17 protein-coding genes and 1 riboswitch are annotated in these 17,057 nt (G+C 70.1%); of the genes, 9 read left to right on the top strand and 8 right to left on the bottom strand.

All coding sequences use genetic code 11. The features are described 5' to 3' along the window. Positions 1-10: 10 nt before the first annotated feature. Positions 11-1,516: a cytochrome ubiquinol oxidase subunit I gene (locus tag ACIGAQ_RS22575; protein ID WP_094054840.1), complete on the bottom strand. Its 1,506-nt coding sequence runs from the start codon at positions 1,514-1,516 to the stop codon at positions 11-13. A gap of 237 nt (positions 1,517-1,753) precedes the next feature. Next, positions 1,754-2,833: a histidinol-phosphate transaminase gene (gene hisC, locus ACIGAQ_RS22570; RefSeq protein ID WP_399785401.1), complete on the bottom strand. Its 1,080-nt coding sequence runs from the start codon at positions 2,831-2,833 to the stop codon at positions 1,754-1,756. A 431-nt stretch (positions 2,834-3,264) separates the two neighbouring features. Here hisC and ACIGAQ_RS22565 point away from each other — a divergent pair, with 431 nt between their 5' ends. The 3 genes from ACIGAQ_RS22565 (at position 3,265) to ACIGAQ_RS22555 (ending at position 6,799) form a co-directional block, all read left to right on the top strand. After that, positions 3,265-4,377: a LacI family DNA-binding transcriptional regulator gene (locus ACIGAQ_RS22565; protein ID WP_399785398.1), complete on the top strand. Its 1,113-nt coding sequence runs from the start codon at positions 3,265-3,267 to the stop codon at positions 4,375-4,377. Between the two features lie 280 nt (positions 4,378-4,657). Next, on the top strand, positions 4,658-5,746 hold the full coding sequence (locus ACIGAQ_RS22560) for a metallophosphoesterase family protein (RefSeq protein ID WP_399785395.1): 1,089 nt from the start codon (positions 4,658-4,660) through the stop codon (positions 5,744-5,746). A 183-nt stretch (positions 5,747-5,929) separates the two neighbouring features. Next, the gene (locus ACIGAQ_RS22555; RefSeq protein WP_311682696.1) at positions 5,930-6,799 is read left to right on the top strand and encodes a hypothetical protein; all 870 of its coding nucleotides are present in this window, start codon (positions 5,930-5,932) and stop codon (positions 6,797-6,799) included. Between the two features lie 221 nt (positions 6,800-7,020). Here ACIGAQ_RS22555 and thiC read toward each other — a convergent pair whose 3' ends face one another. After that, positions 7,021-8,805 (bottom strand): phosphomethylpyrimidine synthase ThiC, encoded by a 1,785-nt coding sequence (thiC, locus tag ACIGAQ_RS22550; protein ID WP_399785392.1) that lies wholly within the window; start codon positions 8,803-8,805, stop codon positions 7,021-7,023. Next, positions 8,798-8,987, bottom strand: a riboswitch (TPP riboswitch). It overlaps the preceding gene by 8 nt. A gap of 243 nt (positions 8,988-9,230) precedes the next feature. Next, the gene (locus ACIGAQ_RS22545) at positions 9,231-9,596 is read right to left on the bottom strand and encodes a hypothetical protein (protein ID WP_399785389.1); all 366 of its coding nucleotides are present in this window, start codon (positions 9,594-9,596) and stop codon (positions 9,231-9,233) included. A 63-nt stretch (positions 9,597-9,659) separates the two neighbouring features. On the opposite strand from ACIGAQ_RS22545, the gene ACIGAQ_RS22540 reads away from it, so the two are divergent. Next, positions 9,660-10,904 (top strand): YibE/F family protein, encoded by a 1,245-nt coding sequence (locus tag ACIGAQ_RS22540; protein ID WP_399785386.1) that lies wholly within the window; start codon positions 9,660-9,662, stop codon positions 10,902-10,904. Positions 10,905-10,998: 94 nt separating this feature from the next. On the opposite strand, the gene ACIGAQ_RS22535 is transcribed toward ACIGAQ_RS22540, so the two are convergent. The 4 genes from ACIGAQ_RS22535 to ACIGAQ_RS22520 form a co-directional block, all read right to left on the bottom strand. Further along, a complete protein-coding gene (locus ACIGAQ_RS22535) occupies positions 10,999-11,433 on the bottom strand; it encodes an SsgA family sporulation/cell division regulator (RefSeq protein ID WP_094054832.1) in 435 nt (144 codons plus the stop codon). Positions 11,434-11,532: 99 nt separating this feature from the next. Beyond that, the gene (locus ACIGAQ_RS22530) at positions 11,533-12,333 is read right to left on the bottom strand and encodes an IclR family transcriptional regulator (protein WP_399785382.1); all 801 of its coding nucleotides are present in this window, start codon (positions 12,331-12,333) and stop codon (positions 11,533-11,535) included. Between the two features lie 245 nt (positions 12,334-12,578). Next, positions 12,579-12,791 (bottom strand): DUF5326 family protein, encoded by a 213-nt coding sequence (locus ACIGAQ_RS22525; protein ID WP_311682689.1) that lies wholly within the window; start codon positions 12,789-12,791, stop codon positions 12,579-12,581. A 155-nt stretch (positions 12,792-12,946) separates the two neighbouring features. Then, positions 12,947-13,264, bottom strand: coding sequence for a cupin domain-containing protein (locus ACIGAQ_RS22520; RefSeq protein WP_399785379.1), 318 nt, complete (start codon positions 13,262-13,264; stop codon positions 12,947-12,949). 60 nt (positions 13,265-13,324) lie between these two features. Between ACIGAQ_RS22520 and ACIGAQ_RS22515 the strand changes: the two genes are divergently transcribed. The 5 genes from ACIGAQ_RS22515 (at position 13,325) to ACIGAQ_RS22495 (ending at position 17,057) form a co-directional block, all read left to right on the top strand. Then, positions 13,325-13,702, top strand: coding sequence for a phage holin family protein (locus ACIGAQ_RS22515; RefSeq protein WP_311682685.1), 378 nt, complete (start codon positions 13,325-13,327; stop codon positions 13,700-13,702). Positions 13,703-13,708: 6 nt separating this feature from the next. Next, the gene (locus ACIGAQ_RS22510) at positions 13,709-14,200 is read left to right on the top strand and encodes a low molecular weight protein-tyrosine-phosphatase (protein ID WP_399785376.1); all 492 of its coding nucleotides are present in this window, start codon (positions 13,709-13,711) and stop codon (positions 14,198-14,200) included. Further along, the gene (locus ACIGAQ_RS22505; RefSeq protein WP_399785373.1) at positions 14,197-15,381 is read left to right on the top strand and encodes a cystathionine gamma-lyase; all 1,185 of its coding nucleotides are present in this window, start codon (positions 14,197-14,199) and stop codon (positions 15,379-15,381) included. Before ACIGAQ_RS22510 ends, ACIGAQ_RS22505 begins: the two co-directional genes overlap by 4 nt. Before the next feature lie 197 nt (positions 15,382-15,578). Continuing rightward, a complete protein-coding gene (locus ACIGAQ_RS22500; protein WP_399785370.1) occupies positions 15,579-16,484 on the top strand; it encodes a LysR family transcriptional regulator in 906 nt (301 codons plus the stop codon). A 90-nt stretch (positions 16,485-16,574) separates the two neighbouring features. Continuing rightward, positions 16,575-17,057 carry an NUDIX domain-containing protein gene (locus ACIGAQ_RS22495; protein WP_094054824.1) on the top strand — a complete coding sequence of 161 codons (483 nt, stop codon included), beginning with the start codon at positions 16,575-16,577 and terminating at the stop codon, positions 17,055-17,057.

The raw sequence follows: 17,057 nt of genomic DNA, 5'->3' as shown, positions 1-17,057 counted from the left end.
CTCCCTCGGCCTAGTAGGAGAAGGCCATCGGCTTGTCGGCGTCACGGAGGTCGCCGCCGATCTTCTTGGGCGGGTTGAGGTCGGAGTCGGTCAGCTCGGGCGGGCCCGCCTTGACGTACTTGACCAGCAGCTTGACCTCGATGACGGCGAGGATCGCGTACAGCACGGTGAAGACGATCATCGAGGTGAGGACCTCGGCCTGGGAGACGCCGGGGGAGACCGCGTCCCGCGTCTGGAACAGGCCGTAGACGACCCACGGCTGGCGGCCCATCTCGGTGAAGATCCAGCCCCAGGAGTTGGCGATCAGCGGGAAGGCCATCGTCCAGACCGCCACCAGCCAGTACAGGCGGGTGAGCCGCGGCCGCAGCGGCTTGCGGAACAGGACCAGATGCGGCACCTCGTCGTCCCCGGTCCGGAACGCCGCCGGCAGCAGGAACTTCTTCCGGGTGAGCCACAGCCCCAGCAGGCCGATCGAGAACGACGCCATGCCGAAGCCGATCATCCAGCGGAAGCCCCAGTAGGCGACGGGGACGATGGGCTTGTAGTCGCCGGGGCCGAACTTCTCCTGGAGCGCCTTGTTGGTGTCGTTGATGCCCGGCACGTACGACTCGAAGTCGCTGTGGGCGAGGAAGGAGAGCAGGCCGGGTATCTCCAGGGCGACCTTGTTGTGCCCCTTGTCGACGTCCCCGTACGCGAACACGGAGAAGGGCGCCGGCTTCTCGCCGTCCCACAGCGCCTCGGCAGCGGCCATCTTCATCGGCTGCTGCTCATACATGACCTTGCCCAGGGTGTCGCCGCTGACCGCGGTGAGCAGGCCGCCGACGGCGACGGTGACCAGGCCGAGCCGGAGCGAGGTGCGCATCACCGGGATGTGCTTCTTGCGCAGCAGGTGGAAGGCGGCGATGCCCACCATGAAGGCGCCGCCCGTCAGGAACGCCGCGGAGAAGCTGTGGAAGACCTGGTTGAGGGTGGTGTTCTGGGTCAGCACCAGCCAGAAGTCGGTGAGCTCGGCCCGGCCCTTCTCGCCGTTGATCCGGTAGCCGACCGGGTGCTGCATCCACGAGTTCGCGGCGAGGATGAAGTACGCCGACAGCAACGTGCCGATCGAGACCATCCAGATGCAGGCCAGGTGGATCTTCTTGGGCAGCTTGTCCCAGCCGAAGATCCACAGGCCGATGAAGGTGGACTCGAAGAAGAAGGCGATCAGGGCCTCGAAGGCGAGCGGCGCACCGAAGACGTCACCGACGAACCGTGAGTAGTCCGACCAGTTCATCCCGAACTGGAACTCCTGCACGATGCCGGTGACCACACCCATGGCGATGTTGATCAGGAAAAGCTTGCCCCAGAACTTGGTGGCCCGGAGGTACTTCTCCTTCTCCGTCCGCACCCAGGCGGTCTGCAGCCCGGCCGTCAGTGCGGCCAGCGAGATCGTCAGGGGGACGAACAGGAAGTGATAGACGGTGGTGATGCCGAACTGCCATCGCGCCAGGGTCTCCGGCGCCAAAGCCAGGTCCACGTCGCCGCTCCTTACCTACGCTTGTGAAAGCGTTCACATTCACAAGCCATTATGCAGCACGCACTTTCGACCGATGGAGGGGGCCCCGTGTGACGCTCATCAACCCCCGGCGCCCGGGAGCGAGGGCACCGGTTTCACGTGAAACAGAGGCCCGATCACGTGAAGCACAGGCCGATACGCAGCGAGCCGGCCGGCGCCCAGCGCCGACCGGCTCTCCTCACGTCCCGCGCCCAGCCGCTAGAGCTCCTTGCGGAACCCTTCGGCCACCTTCAGGAAGATGTCGTTGGCCTCGGCCTCCCCGACCGTCACCCGCACACCCTCGCCCGGGAACGGCCGGACCACCACGCCGGCCTGCTCACACGCCCCCGCGAAGGCCGCCGTGCGCTCCCCCAGCCGCAGCCACACGAAGTTGGCCTGGGTCTCCGGCACCGTCCAGCCCTGGGCGCGCAGTCCGTCGACCACGCGTGTGCGCTCGCACACCAGCGAGCCGACCCGGCCCAGCAGCTCGTCCTCGGCCCGCAGCGAGGCGATCGCCGCCTCCTGGGCCAGCTGCGTCACACCGAACGGCACCGCCGTCTTGCGCAGCGCCGCCGCCACCGGCTCATGGGCGATGGCGAAACCGACCCGCAGCCCGGCCAGGCCGTACGCCTTGGAGAAGGTCCGCAGGACGCACACGTTGGGCCGCGACCGGTACAGCTCGACACCGTCCGGCACCTCGGGGTCGCGGATGAACTCGCGGTAGGCCTCGTCGAGCACCACCAGGACGTCCCCGGGGACCCGGTCGAGGAAGCGCTCCAGCTCGGCCCGCCGTACGACCGTGCCGGTCGGGTTGTTGGGGTTGCAGACGAAGATCAGCCGGGTCCGGTCGGTGATCGCGTCGGCCATCGCGTCCAGGTCGTGCACATCACCGGGGGTCAGCGGCACCTGCACCGAGGTCGCCCCGCTGATCTGCGTGATGATCGGGTACGCCTCGAAGGAGCGCCAGGCGTAGATCACCTCGTCACCCGGGCCGGACGTGGCCTGGATGAGCTGCTGGGCGACGCCGACCGACCCGGTGCCGGTGGCCAGGTGGGTCAGGGGCACGGCGAAGCGCTCGGACAGCTCGTTCATCAGCCCGGTGCAGGCCATGTCCGGGTAGCGGTTGAAGGAGCAGGCCGCCGCCGTCACGGTCTCCATCACGCCGGGCAGCGGCGGGTAGGGGTTCTCGTTGGAGGACAGCTTGTAGGCCACCGCTCCGTCGGCCGCGGCCGGCTTGCCCGGCTTGTAGGTGGGGATTCCCTCCAGCTCGGCGCGCAGCTTCGGGCTCGTCTCGCTCACCGCAGTCCTCCTCGCGAAGACCGGCGGCCCCTGACCGCCGCCGACATCCAATGCTCCTCACCTTATGAGGATTCGGCGCCGCTGCGTATAGCCGCGACGATCCGGCGAGGGCCGGCCTCCCTCGTCCCACCGGCATCAGGGGCATCACCGTACGAAGGCGTACGAATTCAGGGGCGCGCCGCACATATATCTACGCGCCGGTGGTGCACGCCGTGGCGCGCATCCCCCGTGCAGGTGAGTTGAGACCTCTTCGCAACCTCGGCCCCTTGGCAGGCCCGCGCGCGCCGACACGTCACGTACTGGATTGAGAGCGCTCAACACCCTTACTTTCCACGGCAATTGAGCCTTAATGATCATGCAGAAACGTGCCTGTCAACGCGTGCATATGCGTCCGCACTACCCCACCGCATGAGCCCTACTATCGGCTCGCCATGACAGCAGCAGGGAAGCACCAGGTGAGCCGCGCGGAAACCTCACGGCGAGGCAGCCGGCCGGGTCGGGCGGGTATCAGAGACGTGGCCGCCGCCGCCGGAGTCTCCATCACGACCGTCTCCGACGCCCTCAACGGCAAGGGCCGGCTCCCGGACGCCACCCGGCGTCATGTCCGCGAGGTCGCCGACCGGCTCGGCTATCGGCCCTCGGCCGCCGCCCGGACGCTCCGTACCGGCAAGTCGGGCCTCATCGGCCTGACCGTGACCACCTACGGGGATGAACCTTTCACCTTCACGGAGTTCGCGTACTTCGCCGAGATGGCGCGCGCCGCCACCTCCGCCGCGCTCGCCCGCGGATACGCCCTCGTCATCCTCCCCGCGACCTCCCGCCACGACGTGTGGTCGAACGTCGCCCTGGACGGCACGGTCGTCATCGACCCCTCCGACCAGGACCCGGTCGTCAGCGAACTCGCCCGCCAGGGCCTGCCCGTCGTCTCCGACGGCCGCCCGGCCGGCGCGCTGCCGGTCACGGCCTGGGTGGACAACGACCACGAGGCCGCCGTCCTCGGCATCCTCGACCACCTGGCCGACGCCGGCGCCCGTCGCATCGGCCTCCTGACCGGCACGACCACGGACACGTACACCCACCTGTCGACCACGGCGTACCTGCGCTGGTGCGAGCGCGTCGGCCAGGACCCGGTGTACGAGGCCTACCCGGCGCACGATCCCTGCGCGGGCGCCGTCGCCGCTGACCGGCTGCTCGCCCGGCCCGACCGCCCCGACGCGGTCTACGGCCTGTTCGACCCGAACGGCACCGACCTGCTCGCCGCCGCCCGCCGCTACGGCCTGCGCGTCCCCGAAGACCTGCTGCTGGTCTGCTGCAGCGAGTCCACCGTGTACGCCAACACCGAGCCGCCGATCACCACGCTCTCCCTGAAACCGCGCCGCATCGGCACGGCGGTGGTCCAGCTGCTGATCGACGCCATCGAGGGCGTGGAATCCGACCACCCGGTCGAGCAGGTGATACCGACGGAGCTGATCGTGCGCACCTCGTCCCAGCGACGCCCCCCGCGCACGACCGTCAGCCCGCCGCGTTCACCCGAGGAGACGTAGGCCCCTCCAGGGGCCCGGGGGGAAGGTCGCTCTCCTGGGGAGAAACGGGGCCGGTCCCCCGGAGAGACGGCATCGTTCTCGCGAAGAGAAGAAGAGCGAGGACGGTCACACGGTGGTCGAAGCCCGGCGCAATCGGGGCGAAAGCCGCGGTGAACCGGAGTCTTGCTCTGATTCACCACCCCTGGGTCATCACATGGCGCGATCCGCATTCCTATGATGGGCCCACGACACCGGCGGACCGCTACGACCAGGCAGTCCGATGCGGTGCAGATGCGGCGCGATGGTGGAGGGGTCGATGACTCAGGGGGCCGGTCAGGGACCCGAGGTGGAGCGGACGGCGACGTTGCGCGACTTCCGGGTGCCCGCGTACGTCCACGAGACCGGTCCGTACGTCCACAGCGTCCACCCCGGCGACGTCGCGCCGCCGGCCGAGGAGACCTATCCCGAGGGATACACGCCGACCCAGCGTGACCTCCCCGTCGTCAACCGGGGCGACACTGTCCAGGTGACCGTCGATCCCGAGACCGCCGCCGCGCCCGCCACCACCGGGCAGGGCCCGCTGTACGTGGTGGGTGACGTCCACGGCTACCTCGACCAGCTGGTGGCCGCCCTCCAGGAGAAGGGCCTGCTGGACGCCGCCGGGAACTGGTGCGCGGGCACCGCCCGGCTGTGGTTCCTCGGCGACTTCACCGACCGCGGGCCGGACGGCATCGGCGTCATCGACCTGGTGATGCGGCTGTCCGCCGAGGCCGCGGCGGCCGGCGGCTACTGCAAGGCGCTCATGGGCAACCACGAGCTCCTGCTGCTCGGCGCGAAGCGGTTCGGCGACACGCCCGTCAACTCCGGGGCGGGCACCGCCACCTTCCAGGCGGCCTGGCTGCTCAACGGCGGCCAGAAGACCGACATGGACCGGCTCCAGGACCACCACCTGCAGTGGATGGCCCGGCTGGACGCCGTCGAGGAGGTCGACGGCCACCTGCTCGTGCACTCCGACACCACCGCCTACCTCGACTACGGCCGCTCCATCGAAGAGGTCAACGACACCGTCCGCGAGACGCTCACGCGCAACGACGCGGACGAGGTCTGGGACCTGTTCCGCAAGTTCACCAAGCGGTTCTCCTTCCGCGACGAGGGCGGCGCGGACGCCGTTCGCTCCCTGCTCGATACGTACGGGGGCACCCGCATCGTTCACGGCCACAGCCCGATTCCGTATCTGCTGGGCGAGGTCGGCTCCGAGGAGGACGAGGAGCGCACCGACCCCGTCGTCGAGGGACCGCACATCTACGCCGACGGACTGGCCATCGCGATGGACGGCGGCGTGACCATGGCCGGGAAACTGCTGGTCCAGCAACTGCCGCTGGCCCCCTGAGCGTTCACCCGGCAGGCTGGTCCCGCCACAGGACCGGACCGGTGAAGGGCCAATTTCGGTAAACCCCCTGTCACCCCCCACCGTCACCGCTCTACCATCGGCTTATCCGTAGCAGGCTCCCCTCCGTTTCTGCCCGACGGCTCGTCAGCATGCCGAGCCACAAGCCCTACGGAGCATCGGGGGATGCACATGAACAGCGTTCCGCAGCACCTGCTGAGCGAGGACCGCCAGGAATACGAGCGGATCCTCGATGAGGCGCTGCGCTCCGCACCACACCGCCCGGAGCTGGCCGCGGTCGGACAGCGGCTCAACTCCGAACAGCTGCGCACCATGGCGCTGAACGCCACCGCGCTCATCACGGCCGCCGCGTCGGCCGAGTACCAGCACTACGTCAAGGTCCGCGACGAGCTCCGCCAGCCGGCGTCGCCGAATGCGCCGTCCGCGCGCGAGTCCGGCTCCGCCGAGCCGGGCGCGGGCGGTTCCGGGTTCGCCGCCACCATGGGGGAGGTGGCCGCCGAGACCGCCGGCGCGGGCGCCGTCGCCGTCGTCGCCGTCCTCGCGCCCGTCCTGGCCGGAACCGCCGCGGCGATCTTCCTGCTCGTCGGCTACATCCTGCAGATGCTCGACCCGGAGCAGGGCTTCGCCCGGACCATGCTCACCACGGGCTGGGTCTTCGGCGCCGTGACCGCGGTGGCGATCCTCGTCGCCGCCGTGGGACTCCTGCTCACCGCCCTGCGCAACAAGCCGACGGCCGAAGGCGGGCCCTACGGCGAACGGCAGCGGGAGGTGGAACAAGCCAGAGAGGACTGGCGCCAGGCCCTGCTGGAGCGCGGCATCCTGCCCTTCCTGCGGGAGGCACTCGCCGACCCGGGCGCGGCCGCCGCGCTGCATCCCACGTCCACCCCGGCCCCGGTCAGCCGCATGCCGCACCTCGGCTACGACCGCCCGGGTTTCTCCAGCCCGGACGACGGCAGCCGCGGCTCACGGCCGAGCTTCAGCAGCCCGGACTACACCAGCCCGGACTTCGGAGGACCGGAGCACCAGCCGGAGTGACGGCGCCGCCGGCACTCGGGCCCGGCACGGGACGGCTTGGCCCGGACGGCTTGGCACCGGACGGCTTGGCACGGGGCACTTGGAACAGCACGGCGAACACCATGCCGAGGGCGGCGCCCACGACTCCGGCGACCACATCGATCCCCTTCCTGCCTGTGGCCTGGGGTCTTGGGCCCGGTGGGCGCCGCCGTGCTGTTCCGTGACGCGGTCGTGAGGCCGGGTCAGTCCGCTATCGGCAGGTACACGCGGTTGCCGCTCGCCGCGAACTCCTTCGACTTCTGGGCCATGCCCGCCTCGATCTCGGTCCGGCTGCCGCCGTGCTCACGGCGGATGTCCTGCGAGATCTTCATGCTGCAGAACTTCGGGCCGCACATCGAGCAGAAATGGGCCGTCTTGGCGGGTTCCGCCGGCAGGGTCTCGTCGTGGAACTCCCGTGCCGTGTCCGGGTCGAGGGCCAGATTGAACTGGTCCTCCCACCGGAACTCGAAGCGGGCGTCGGACAGGGCGTCGTCCCACTCCTGCGCGCCCGGGTGCCCCTTGGCCAGATCGGCCGCGTGAGCTGCGATCTTGTAGGTGATGACGCCGGTCTTGACGTCGTCACGGTTGGGCAGACCCAGGTGTTCCTTGGGCGTGACATAGCAGAGCATCGCCGTGCCCCACCAGGCGATCATCGCGGCACCGATGCCGGAGGTGATGTGGTCGTACGCGGGCGCTACGTCCGTGGTCAGCGGGCCGAGCGTATAGAACGGAGCTTCATCGCAGATCTCCTGCTGAAGGTCGATGTTCTCCTTGATCTTGTGCATCGGGACGTGGCCCGGGCCCTCGATCATGGTCTGTACGTGGAAACGCTTCGCGATCCGGTTGAGTTCCCCGAGCGTCCGCAACTCCGCGAACTGCGCCTCGTCGTTGGCGTCGGCGATGGAACCGGGCCTGAGGCCGTCCCCGAGGGAGTACGTGACGTCGTACGCGGCGAGGATCTCGCAGAGCTCCTCGAAGTTCTCGTAGAGGAACGATTCCTTGTGGTGGGCGAGGCACCAGGCGGCCATGATCGAACCGCCGCGCGAGACGATGCCGGTCTTGCGGTTGGCGGTCAGCGGCACGTACGCCAGACGGACGCCCGCGTGGACCGTCATGTAGTCCACGCCCTGCTCGGCCTGTTCGATGACCGTGTCCTTGTAGATCTCCCAGGTCAGCTCCTCGGCCCGGCCGTCGACCTTCTCCAGGGCCTGGTAGAGCGGCACGGTGCCGATGGGGACGGGGGAGTTGCGCAGCACCCACTCGCGTGTGGTGTGGATGTTGCGGCCGGTGGAGAGGTCCATGACGGTGTCGGCGCCCCAGCGGGTCGCCCAGGTCATCTTCTCGACCTCCTCCTCGATCGAGGACGTCACGGCCGAGTTGCCGATGTTGGCGTTGACCTTCACCAGGAACCGCTTGCCGATGATCATCGGCTCGATCTCCGGGTGGTTGACATTGGCCGGGAGCACCGCCCGGCCGGCCGCGATCTCGTCGCGCACGACTTCCGGGGAGACGTTCTCCCGGATGGCCACGTACTCCATCTCGGGTGTGATCTCGCCGCGGCGGGCGTACGCGAGCTGCGTGACGGCCCGGCCGTCCCGGCTGCGACGCGGCTGCCGGGGCCGCCCGGGGAAGACGGCGTCGAGATTGCGCAGGCCGCCGCGGGGTGAGGTGTGCTTGATGCCGTCGTCCTCGGGGCGGACGGGGCGGCCCGCGTACTCCTCGGTGTCGCCGCGGGCGATGATCCAGTTCTCGCGCAGCGGCGGCAGGCCCCTGCGGACGTCGGTCTCGACGAGCGGATCGGTATACGGGCCGGATGTGTCGTACAGCGTGACCGACTGCCCGTTGGTGAGGTGCACCTGACGGACCGGCACCCGCAGGTCGGGGCGGTTGCCCTCGACGTACGCCTTGTGCCAGCCGATGGACTTCCCGGCCTCCTCGGACTTCTCGTCCTGAACGGAGGCAGGCGTGCGTGCGTCCTTGTTGGTCATCAGACCTACTCCCTACGCCGGCATTACCCGGTAACAGGTTCGGCGGTCGACGCAGCGGTTTCCGTCCGGCGACGTTTCGTGTGAAACATCACTCGACTCCGGCGATGTTTCATGTGAAACGTCGCTGGGACGGAGGTCAGCGCCCTCTCAGCCCGGTGCTCCGAGCTCCCGCGTGTACAAAAGGTGCCTCCACGCTAGCGGCAATCTTGGCGCGGTGAACAGAGGGCCCCCGTCGTTCTTGCGATGATCGGTCGGTGACCACGACACAGCGTCCCCCGTACCCTCCGCCCGAACCGCCCCGCGGATCCGGCGCCGGACACGGCAACGGCCCTGGTGACGGCCGAGATGCCACCGCCGGGGCCGGGCACGGACCTGCCCAGGGGCAGGAGCACGGCTACGGGTCCGGCGCCGGCCGCGGCTACGGGTCACGGCCGGCCGATGGGTACGCACCGCGCGACGGTGGCGGGTACGCACCGCGCGACGGTGGCGAGTACACGTCGCGCGGCGGTGGCGCGTACGAACAGGGCGATAGTGGCGGCTACACGCCGCGCGACGATGGCGGGTACGCGCAGGGCGACGCGCAGGGCGACGCGCAGGGCGACGCGCAGGGCGACGGTAATCACTACGGGCCGAGGGGCGACGGCTACGGCTCGAACTCCCCGGGACCCGCTTCCGGCCCGGGAAGCGGCGGTCAGGGCTCCGGCCCGGGCGGTGGCGGTCGAGGCCCCGGCCCGGGCGGTGGCGGTCAAGGCGGCGGTGGAGGCGGCGGGCATGATCACGGTCACGGCCACGGGTCCGCGCCTGGCGGTGGACACGGGCACTCGCACAACCACGGCCCGGCCACGCCCGTCTCGATGCACCTGCGCAAGGTCATCGCGGCGATCCTGATCCCGTTCGCCGCGGCCGTGCTGGTCGGTCTCGCCGTGCTGTGGCCCGGTGGCGCCCCGCCGCACCAGCGCACCGGCGTCGGTTTCGACCGGCAGACCCAGCAGGCCACGGTCACCGAGGTCGTGGACATCAGCTGCAAGGAAGCCGGTGCCTCGGGGGTGCCACCGACCGGCGACACCTCGACCGCCGAGGGCTCGTCGGCGGTGCAGCAGGAGAACGGCACCTGCAAGCGGGCCACGATCCGGGTCGACAGCGGCAAGGACAAGGGCCGCACCTTCACCGAGATCGTCCAGCCCGACCAGTCCCGCCAGCTGCACGAGGGCCAGGAGGTCGTGGTCGCCTACGAGCCCTCGGCGCCCAGGGACCTGCAGTACTCCGTCACGGACGTCAACCGGCGGGTGCCCCTCGCGCTGCTCGCCGGCATCTTCGCGCTCGCCGTGGTGGCCGTCGGCCGGCTGCGGGGCGTCATGGCGCTGGTCGCGCTGGCGATCAGCTTCCTCGTCCTGAACCAGTTCATCCTGCCCGCGATTCTGCAAGGCTCGAACCCGCTGGTCGTGGCGGTGGTCGGGGCGAGCGCCATCATGCTCATCGCCCTGTATCTGTGTCACGGCCTGTCCGCCCGGACCTCTGTGGCGGTGCTGGGCACCCTCGTCTCCCTGCTGCTGATCGGTGTCCTGGGCTCGGTGTTCATCGGGTGGGCCGCGCTGACCGGCAACACCGACGACAACACCGGTCTGATCCACGGGCTCTACCCGACGATCGACATGAGCGGTCTGCTCCTCGCCGGCGTCATCATCGGCTCGCTCGGTGTCCTGGACGACGTGACGGTGACCCAGACCTCCGCCGTCTGGGAGCTGCACGAGGCCAACCCGTCGATGGGCTGGCGGGGGCTCTACCGCGCGGGCATCCGGATCGGCCGTGACCACATCGCCTCGGTCGTCAACACACTCGTCCTCGCCTACGCGGGTGCCGCGTTGCCGCTGCTCCTGCTGTTCTCCATCGCGCAGAGCAGCGTGGGCACGGTCGCCAACAGCGAACTGGTCGCGGAGGAGATCGTACGGACGCTGATCGGTTCGATCGGCCTGGTGGCGTCGGTGCCGGTCACCACGGCCCTGGCCGCGCTGGTGGTCTCGGCCGACCGCCCGGGTACGGAACCCGCCGCGGAACCCGCCGCGATGCGCGGGGGGAAGGGCCGGCGCCGCAAGCGCTGACGGTCCCTGGGCGCGGAGCGGTACGGAGAAGCGTTCCTGCACAGCTCGGCGGCCTCCGGTGAAGCGTTCCTCCACCGGGCCGCCGGCTGAGGTCTCACCCGGCGCCCTGCTCCGCGAGGATGCGGTCGAGGGCCTCGTCGAGATGTGCGTCGAAGTCGGCGAGCGAACCCTCCTGGCCCAGTGGGACCAGCTTGTCCGTGCGGTCGAGGAACGCGACCAGCGGTGCCGTGGACGACCGGAACAGCGCCTGGTCGGTGCCCACCTGAAGACGGATCAGCACCTCGCCCAGTGCGTCCGGTTCGACGGGCGTGACCCGCACATCGCCCTCGCCGCACGGCCGACCGACGCCGTCGATCAGCAGCTCGCGGCCGAAGGCCCAGGTCACCGGGGCGTCACCGGGCAAGTGGAAGGTCAGCCGCACGGCATAGGGATCACTGGTCTCATAGCGCAACTCCACCGGGATGCGGAAAGAGAGCTCCTCGGACACGAGAAAGCTCATCATGACCTCTGCTTGTACGGACTCGCGCATCGCTAACCCCGTCATTCGCCGTCGACTGGCCGGGACCGAACCTCTGACATCAGGTGGAATCTTGCTGAACGTACACAGCAGATCACAAGGAGTGAGTTTTCACATACTGATAGAGAGCGCGAGCGATCCGAGCAGCCGCCCGATCTCGTGCTGCAGCTGCCGGGCCGCGGGCAGCAGGCGATCCGACTGGTGAGCGGGCAGGGAGATGGCCACCGTCGCGGCGGTGGTGCCCAGCGTCAGCGGAATCGCCGCGCAAACCGCGCCCAGCGCGTATTCCTGACGTTCGATCACCGGTTCCATGCGGCGGATCCGCTCCAGGCGTCTGAGCAGACTGTGGTCGTCCCGCACCGTGTACGGCGTGAGGGGCTGCACCGGGTAGCGGTCGAGGTGGTCGCGGCGGGACGCCTCGTCCAGCTGGGACAGCAGGCACTGCCCGATGGCGTGCGCGTGCCCCGTCTCCCGGAAGCCGGCCCACTCCTCGACCGCCGGGTTGGCGGGAGTGTCGGAGACGCACATGACCTCGATCTCGCCCTCGCGGTAGACCGCGTAGTACACGGGTACGCCGAGAGCGTCCCGCCAGCGCGCGAGGGCGTCCACGACCGTGCTGCGACGTTTCTGCCGCGCTCCGCTGCTGCTCAGCAGCTCGGCCGCCTCGCCGAGGAAGAACAACCCCTTGTCCCGGCGCAGGTATCCCTCGTGCACCAGGGTGCGCAGCAGGTGGTAGGTCGTGGGCAGTGCCAGCCCGGTCTCGCGGGCCAGTTGTTTGGCAGGGGCACCGTATTCGTGCCGGGCGACGGTCTCCAGCAGGCGCATCGCGCGCTGTACGGAACCGATGAGGGTCGCCGGCGGGGAGGGGGCCGCGGGCGAGCAGGGGGCCGCCGAACGGGGTTGGGCGGGCACGGTGTGGAGGTGGACAGGGGCGGTGTCAGCCGGGACCAAGGGTCACTCCCGAGGCGCGTGGGGGCAGCCCGTGCGGAAGAACACGGGTGGGGGTGTACGCCGCTCGCGGGGATGCCCCCGCGTCGAGTTCTGGACTCTATTCGGCTGCCACCGCACGCAGACGGCCCGGACGGGAAACTTCCCCCGGCCGAGGGAACCGGTGATTCCAGGCGTTTCCCGTTACCCCCACCGGTTTCCCATCGGTCTCACCAGTCGCTGCGCGAGGAGGACCCGGCCGTGAACTTCCGAACGACGTAGACGAGTCCGCCGACCAGTGCGACGAAGACCAGCACCTTGAAGAGCAGTCCGATGACGAAGCCCACCACGCTGGCGATCAGTCCCCCGAACACGACGAGGGCGATGACCGGCACCGCGATCCACTTCACCCACCACGGCAGTCCCGTGAAGATCTCTCGCATCGCCCTCGTCCTTGCCTCTCCGCCCGTTCGAGTGCCGGGTCCGGTCGGTCCTTGATGTCCTGCACCCGATGCTAGGTCCGGGGAGGGGTGCCGCGGGGGCCTCGCACCCCTTGTCCTCCCCTGACCGAACCCCTAGGGAACCCGGGGACGGTCCCTCAGCTCTCCGGCGGAGAGAAGACCACCAGCACCCTGAGGTCCTCGGTGATGTGGTGGAACTTGTGGGCGACACCGGCCGGCACGTAGACCACGCTGCCGCGCGCCACCTGGGTCGTCTCCATGCCCACGGTGATCGCGGCCCGCCCGCTCACCACGAAGTAGACCTCGTCCTGATGGTGCGGCTTCTGCGGGTCCTGGTCGCCCGCGTCCAGGGCGTAGAGGCCGACCGACATGTTCTTCTCCCGGAGGAACTGCAGGTAGGCGCCGTCGTGGGCGGCGCGCTCCGCCTCCAGTTCATCCAGCCGGAATGCCTTCATCGCCTTGTCCGCCCCTGCCTCTTGTGCCCGTGTCCGATCAGGTCTGCCACGATCAGACACATGAAGAATTTCGTAGTCAAGACGATCGCCAACGCGGGTGCCCTGGCGGTCGCCGTATGGCTGCTCGACAAGATCACCCTGACCGGTGACAGCACGGGCAAGAAGGTCGGCACCCTGATCGTGGTCGCGCTGCTCTTCGGCCTGGTGAACTTCCTGGTCAAGCCGGTCGTCAAGCTCCTCAGCCTGCCGCTGCTGATCCTGACGCTCGGCCTGTTCACCCTGGTCGTCAACGCGCTGATGCTGCTGCTCACCTCGTGGCTGGCCGGTGTGCTCGATCTCAGCTTCCACGTGGAGGGCTTCTGGACGGCCGTCCTGGGCGGTCTGATCATCTCGGTCGTCTCCTGGGCGCTGCACGTCGTCCTGCCCGACGAGGACTGAGCGGCCATGGCGTACCGCGTCTGTTTCGTCTGCACGGGCAACATCTGCCGTTCTCCGATGGCCGAGGTCGTCTTCCGCGCGCGGGTCGCGGAGGCCGGGCTGGACGATCGGGTCGAGGTGGACAGCGCCGGCACGGGCGGCTGGCACGAGGGTGACGGCGCCGATCCGCGGACGGTGGCCGTCCTGGAGGACAACGGCTACGCCACGGGCCACACGGCCCGGCAGTTCCAGCCGTCGTGGTTCTCCCGCCTGGACCTGGTGATCGCTCTCGACTCCGGCCACCTCGGAGCCCTGCGCCGCCTCGCGCCCACGGAGCAGGACGCGCGCAAGGTACGGCTGCTGCGCTCCTACGACCCCGCCGCCGGGGACGACCTCGACGTGCCCGACCCGTACTACGGGGGCCCGGAGGGTTTCGAGGAGTGTCTTGAGATGGTGGAGGCGGCGAGCACCGGTCTGCTCGCCGCAGTGCGCGAGGACATGGAGGGCAGAGCGGCATGAGCGAATCCGCGACGGGTGACCAGGGCGGAACGACGGGCGGCCCGGGCCGGGCGGCCCCGGGCCCCGGCGACGGCACGCGCGCGGTGCGGGCGGGACTGCCCGAGGCGGTCAAGTACGAGCCCACCCTGCCCGGCCCCGTGTTCGCCGCCCACTTCCACCTGCCGGGCGACCCGACCGGCCCCTACACCTACGGCCGGGACGAGAACCCGACCTGGACGCTGCTGGAGCGGGCCATCGGCGAGCTGGAGGCGCCCGGCCGGGACGATGCCGAGACGCTGGTCTTCGCCTCGGGCATGGCCGCGACCTCGGCGGTGCTCTTCTCCCAGCTGCGCGCCGGTGACGTGTGCGTGCTGCCCTCCGACGGCTATCAGGCCCTGCCGCTGGTCCGGGCCCAGCTGGAGACGTACGGCATCGAGGTGCGCACCGCGCCGACCGGCGGTGACGCCCAGCTCGACGCACTGGACGGCGCGAAGCTGCTGTGGATCGAGACGCCGTCGAACCCGGGGCTCGACGTGTGCGACATCAGGCGGCTCTCCGAGGCGGCCCACGCGCGGGGCGCGCTGGTCGCCGTCGACAACACCCTCGCGACCCCGCTCGGCCAGCGTCCGCTGGAACTCGGCGCCGACTTCGCGGTGGCCAGTGGCACCAAGCAGCTCACCGGCCACGGCGACATCCTCCTCGGCTATGTCGTGGGCCGGGACCCCGGTGCCATGGCCGCCGTGCGCCGCTGGCGCAAGATCGTCGGCGCGATCCCCGGGCCCATGGAGGCCTGGCTGGCCCACCGTTCGATCGCGACGCTGCAGATGCGGGTCGACCGGCAGTGCGCGACGGCCCTGACGGTCGCCGAGGCGCTGCGCGCCCGGCCCGAAGTGAGCGACCTGCGCTACCCGGGGCTCCCCGAGGATCCCTCGCACAAGATCGCCGCGCAGCAGATGCGGCGCTTCGGCTGCGTGGTGTCGTTCACGCTGCCCTCACGCGCGCGTGCCGACCGTTTCCTCGAAGCCCTGCGGCTCGTGGACGACGCGACGAGCTTCGGCGGTGTGCGGTCCACGGCGGAACGGCGCGGACGCTGGGGCGGGGACGCCGTGCCGGAGGGCTTCGTGCGCCTGTCGGTCGGGGCCGAGGACCCGGACGATCTGGTGGCGGACCTGCTGCGCGCCCTGGACGCGTCGACCGGCTGACATCCCCCCGCGGACGGTCCGAGCCTCCCCCCTCGTGGCTCGGACCGTCCCCCGGTTCCGCGCGCAAGAACCGCGCGACCAAGGCTAGTTGACTCTCTGTCAGTGTCCAATCACAGTAGCGACAGAGACCTATCGACTTATTTATAGTTGGGCGCGGCCGGGGGCCGGGAGCGGGGGCCGACGAGGGGAGAGTGTCCGTGGATCTGGCCTTGCTGCGGACCTTCGTGACCGTGCACCGGGCCGGCTCCTTCACCCGCGCCGCCGCCCTGCTCGGCCTCTCCCAGCCGGCCGTCACCTCGCAGATCAGAACCCTGGAACGGCAGCTGGGCCGCCCCCTGTTCCTGCGGCAGGCCCGTGGCGTGACCCCGACCAGCATCGGCGACGAACTCGCCCACAAGGCCGCTCCGCATCTCGACGCCCTGGTCGAGATCGCCGAGACCGGCCTCCACGACGACTCCTCCTTACGGACGCTGCACCTCGCGGGGCCCCCGGAGTTCACCGCCGAACGAGCCCTGCCCGCCCTCACGGAGCTCACCGGCGAGGACGGGCAGGGCTTCGCACTGCGCGCCTCGTTCGGGAACGCCGAGGAGACCCTGGAAGGGCTTTCCGCCGGACACCATGATCTGGCCATCAGCACGGCCCGGCCGCGGGGCGCCCTGCTCACGGCGACTGCGCTCTGCGACGAGGAACACGTTCTGGTCGCCGCCCCGCGCTGGGCCGAGCGGATCGGCGCCGGCCAGCCGGACCGCAAGCCGGAGCCCTCCCTGGAGCAGGTGCCCCTGGTGGAGGTGCACGAGTCGCTCCCCTTCGTCTCCCGCTACTGGGCCTCCGTCTTCGACTCGCGCCCGGCCGCCCCCGGCACGGTCGTCGTCCCCGACCTGCGTGCGGTCCTCGCCTGCACGGTCGCGGGCGCGGGCCTGGCGGTGCTCCCGCGGTACCTGTGCGCGGCCGCGCTGGAGCGGGGTGACGTCGTCGCGCTGCACGAGCCGGCGGTGCCGCCGCTGCGGACGTACTTCCTGGTGGTCCGGACCGGGACCATGGCCATGCCGCACATCGCGCGGGCCCACGACTGGCTGCAGCGGGCGGCGAGCGAGTGGTGCTGAGGGGCGCGCGCAAGGGCCCCTCACGCGGGGCGCCCGGCCGGTGACACGTCGCGATGTTTCACGTGGAACCAGCCGGGCCACATTTCCCCCATGACCGTCCGACCCGTGGTCAAGCGCACCGCCCGCGCCGTTCTGCTGGACGGTGACGACCTGATCCTGATCAAGCGCACCAAGCCGGGCATCGATCCCTACTGGGTCACTCCCGGCGGCGGGGTCGAGCCCGACGATCCGACCGTCGTCCACGCCCTCCACCGCGAGGTGTACGAGGAACTCGGTGCGAAGATCACCGACGTGGTGCCCTGCTTCGTGGACACCGTGGAACACATCGGAGAGGACGGCGGCGCCACGGGTGTGAAGGTGCAGCACTTCTTCGTCTGCCGCCTGGAAACCATGGACCCCTCCCTCCGCCACGGCCCCGAGGTCGACGAGCCCATCGGTTCGTACGAGATCGTGCGCGTGCCCTTCACCCGGGTCGGTATCGCCTCCGTGCACCTCGTACCGCTGTCCCTGCGGCACTACCTCGACGGCAACATCGAAGGCGTACGGGCCATGCACGCGCCCGACCTGGGCTGA

This window comes from Streptomyces sp. NPDC085932 (assembly GCF_044540525.1).
GTDB classification, from domain to species: domain Bacteria; phylum Actinomycetota; class Actinomycetes; order Streptomycetales; family Streptomycetaceae; genus Streptomyces; species Streptomyces levis.
This window is presented reverse-complemented; position numbering and strand designations above follow the sequence as displayed.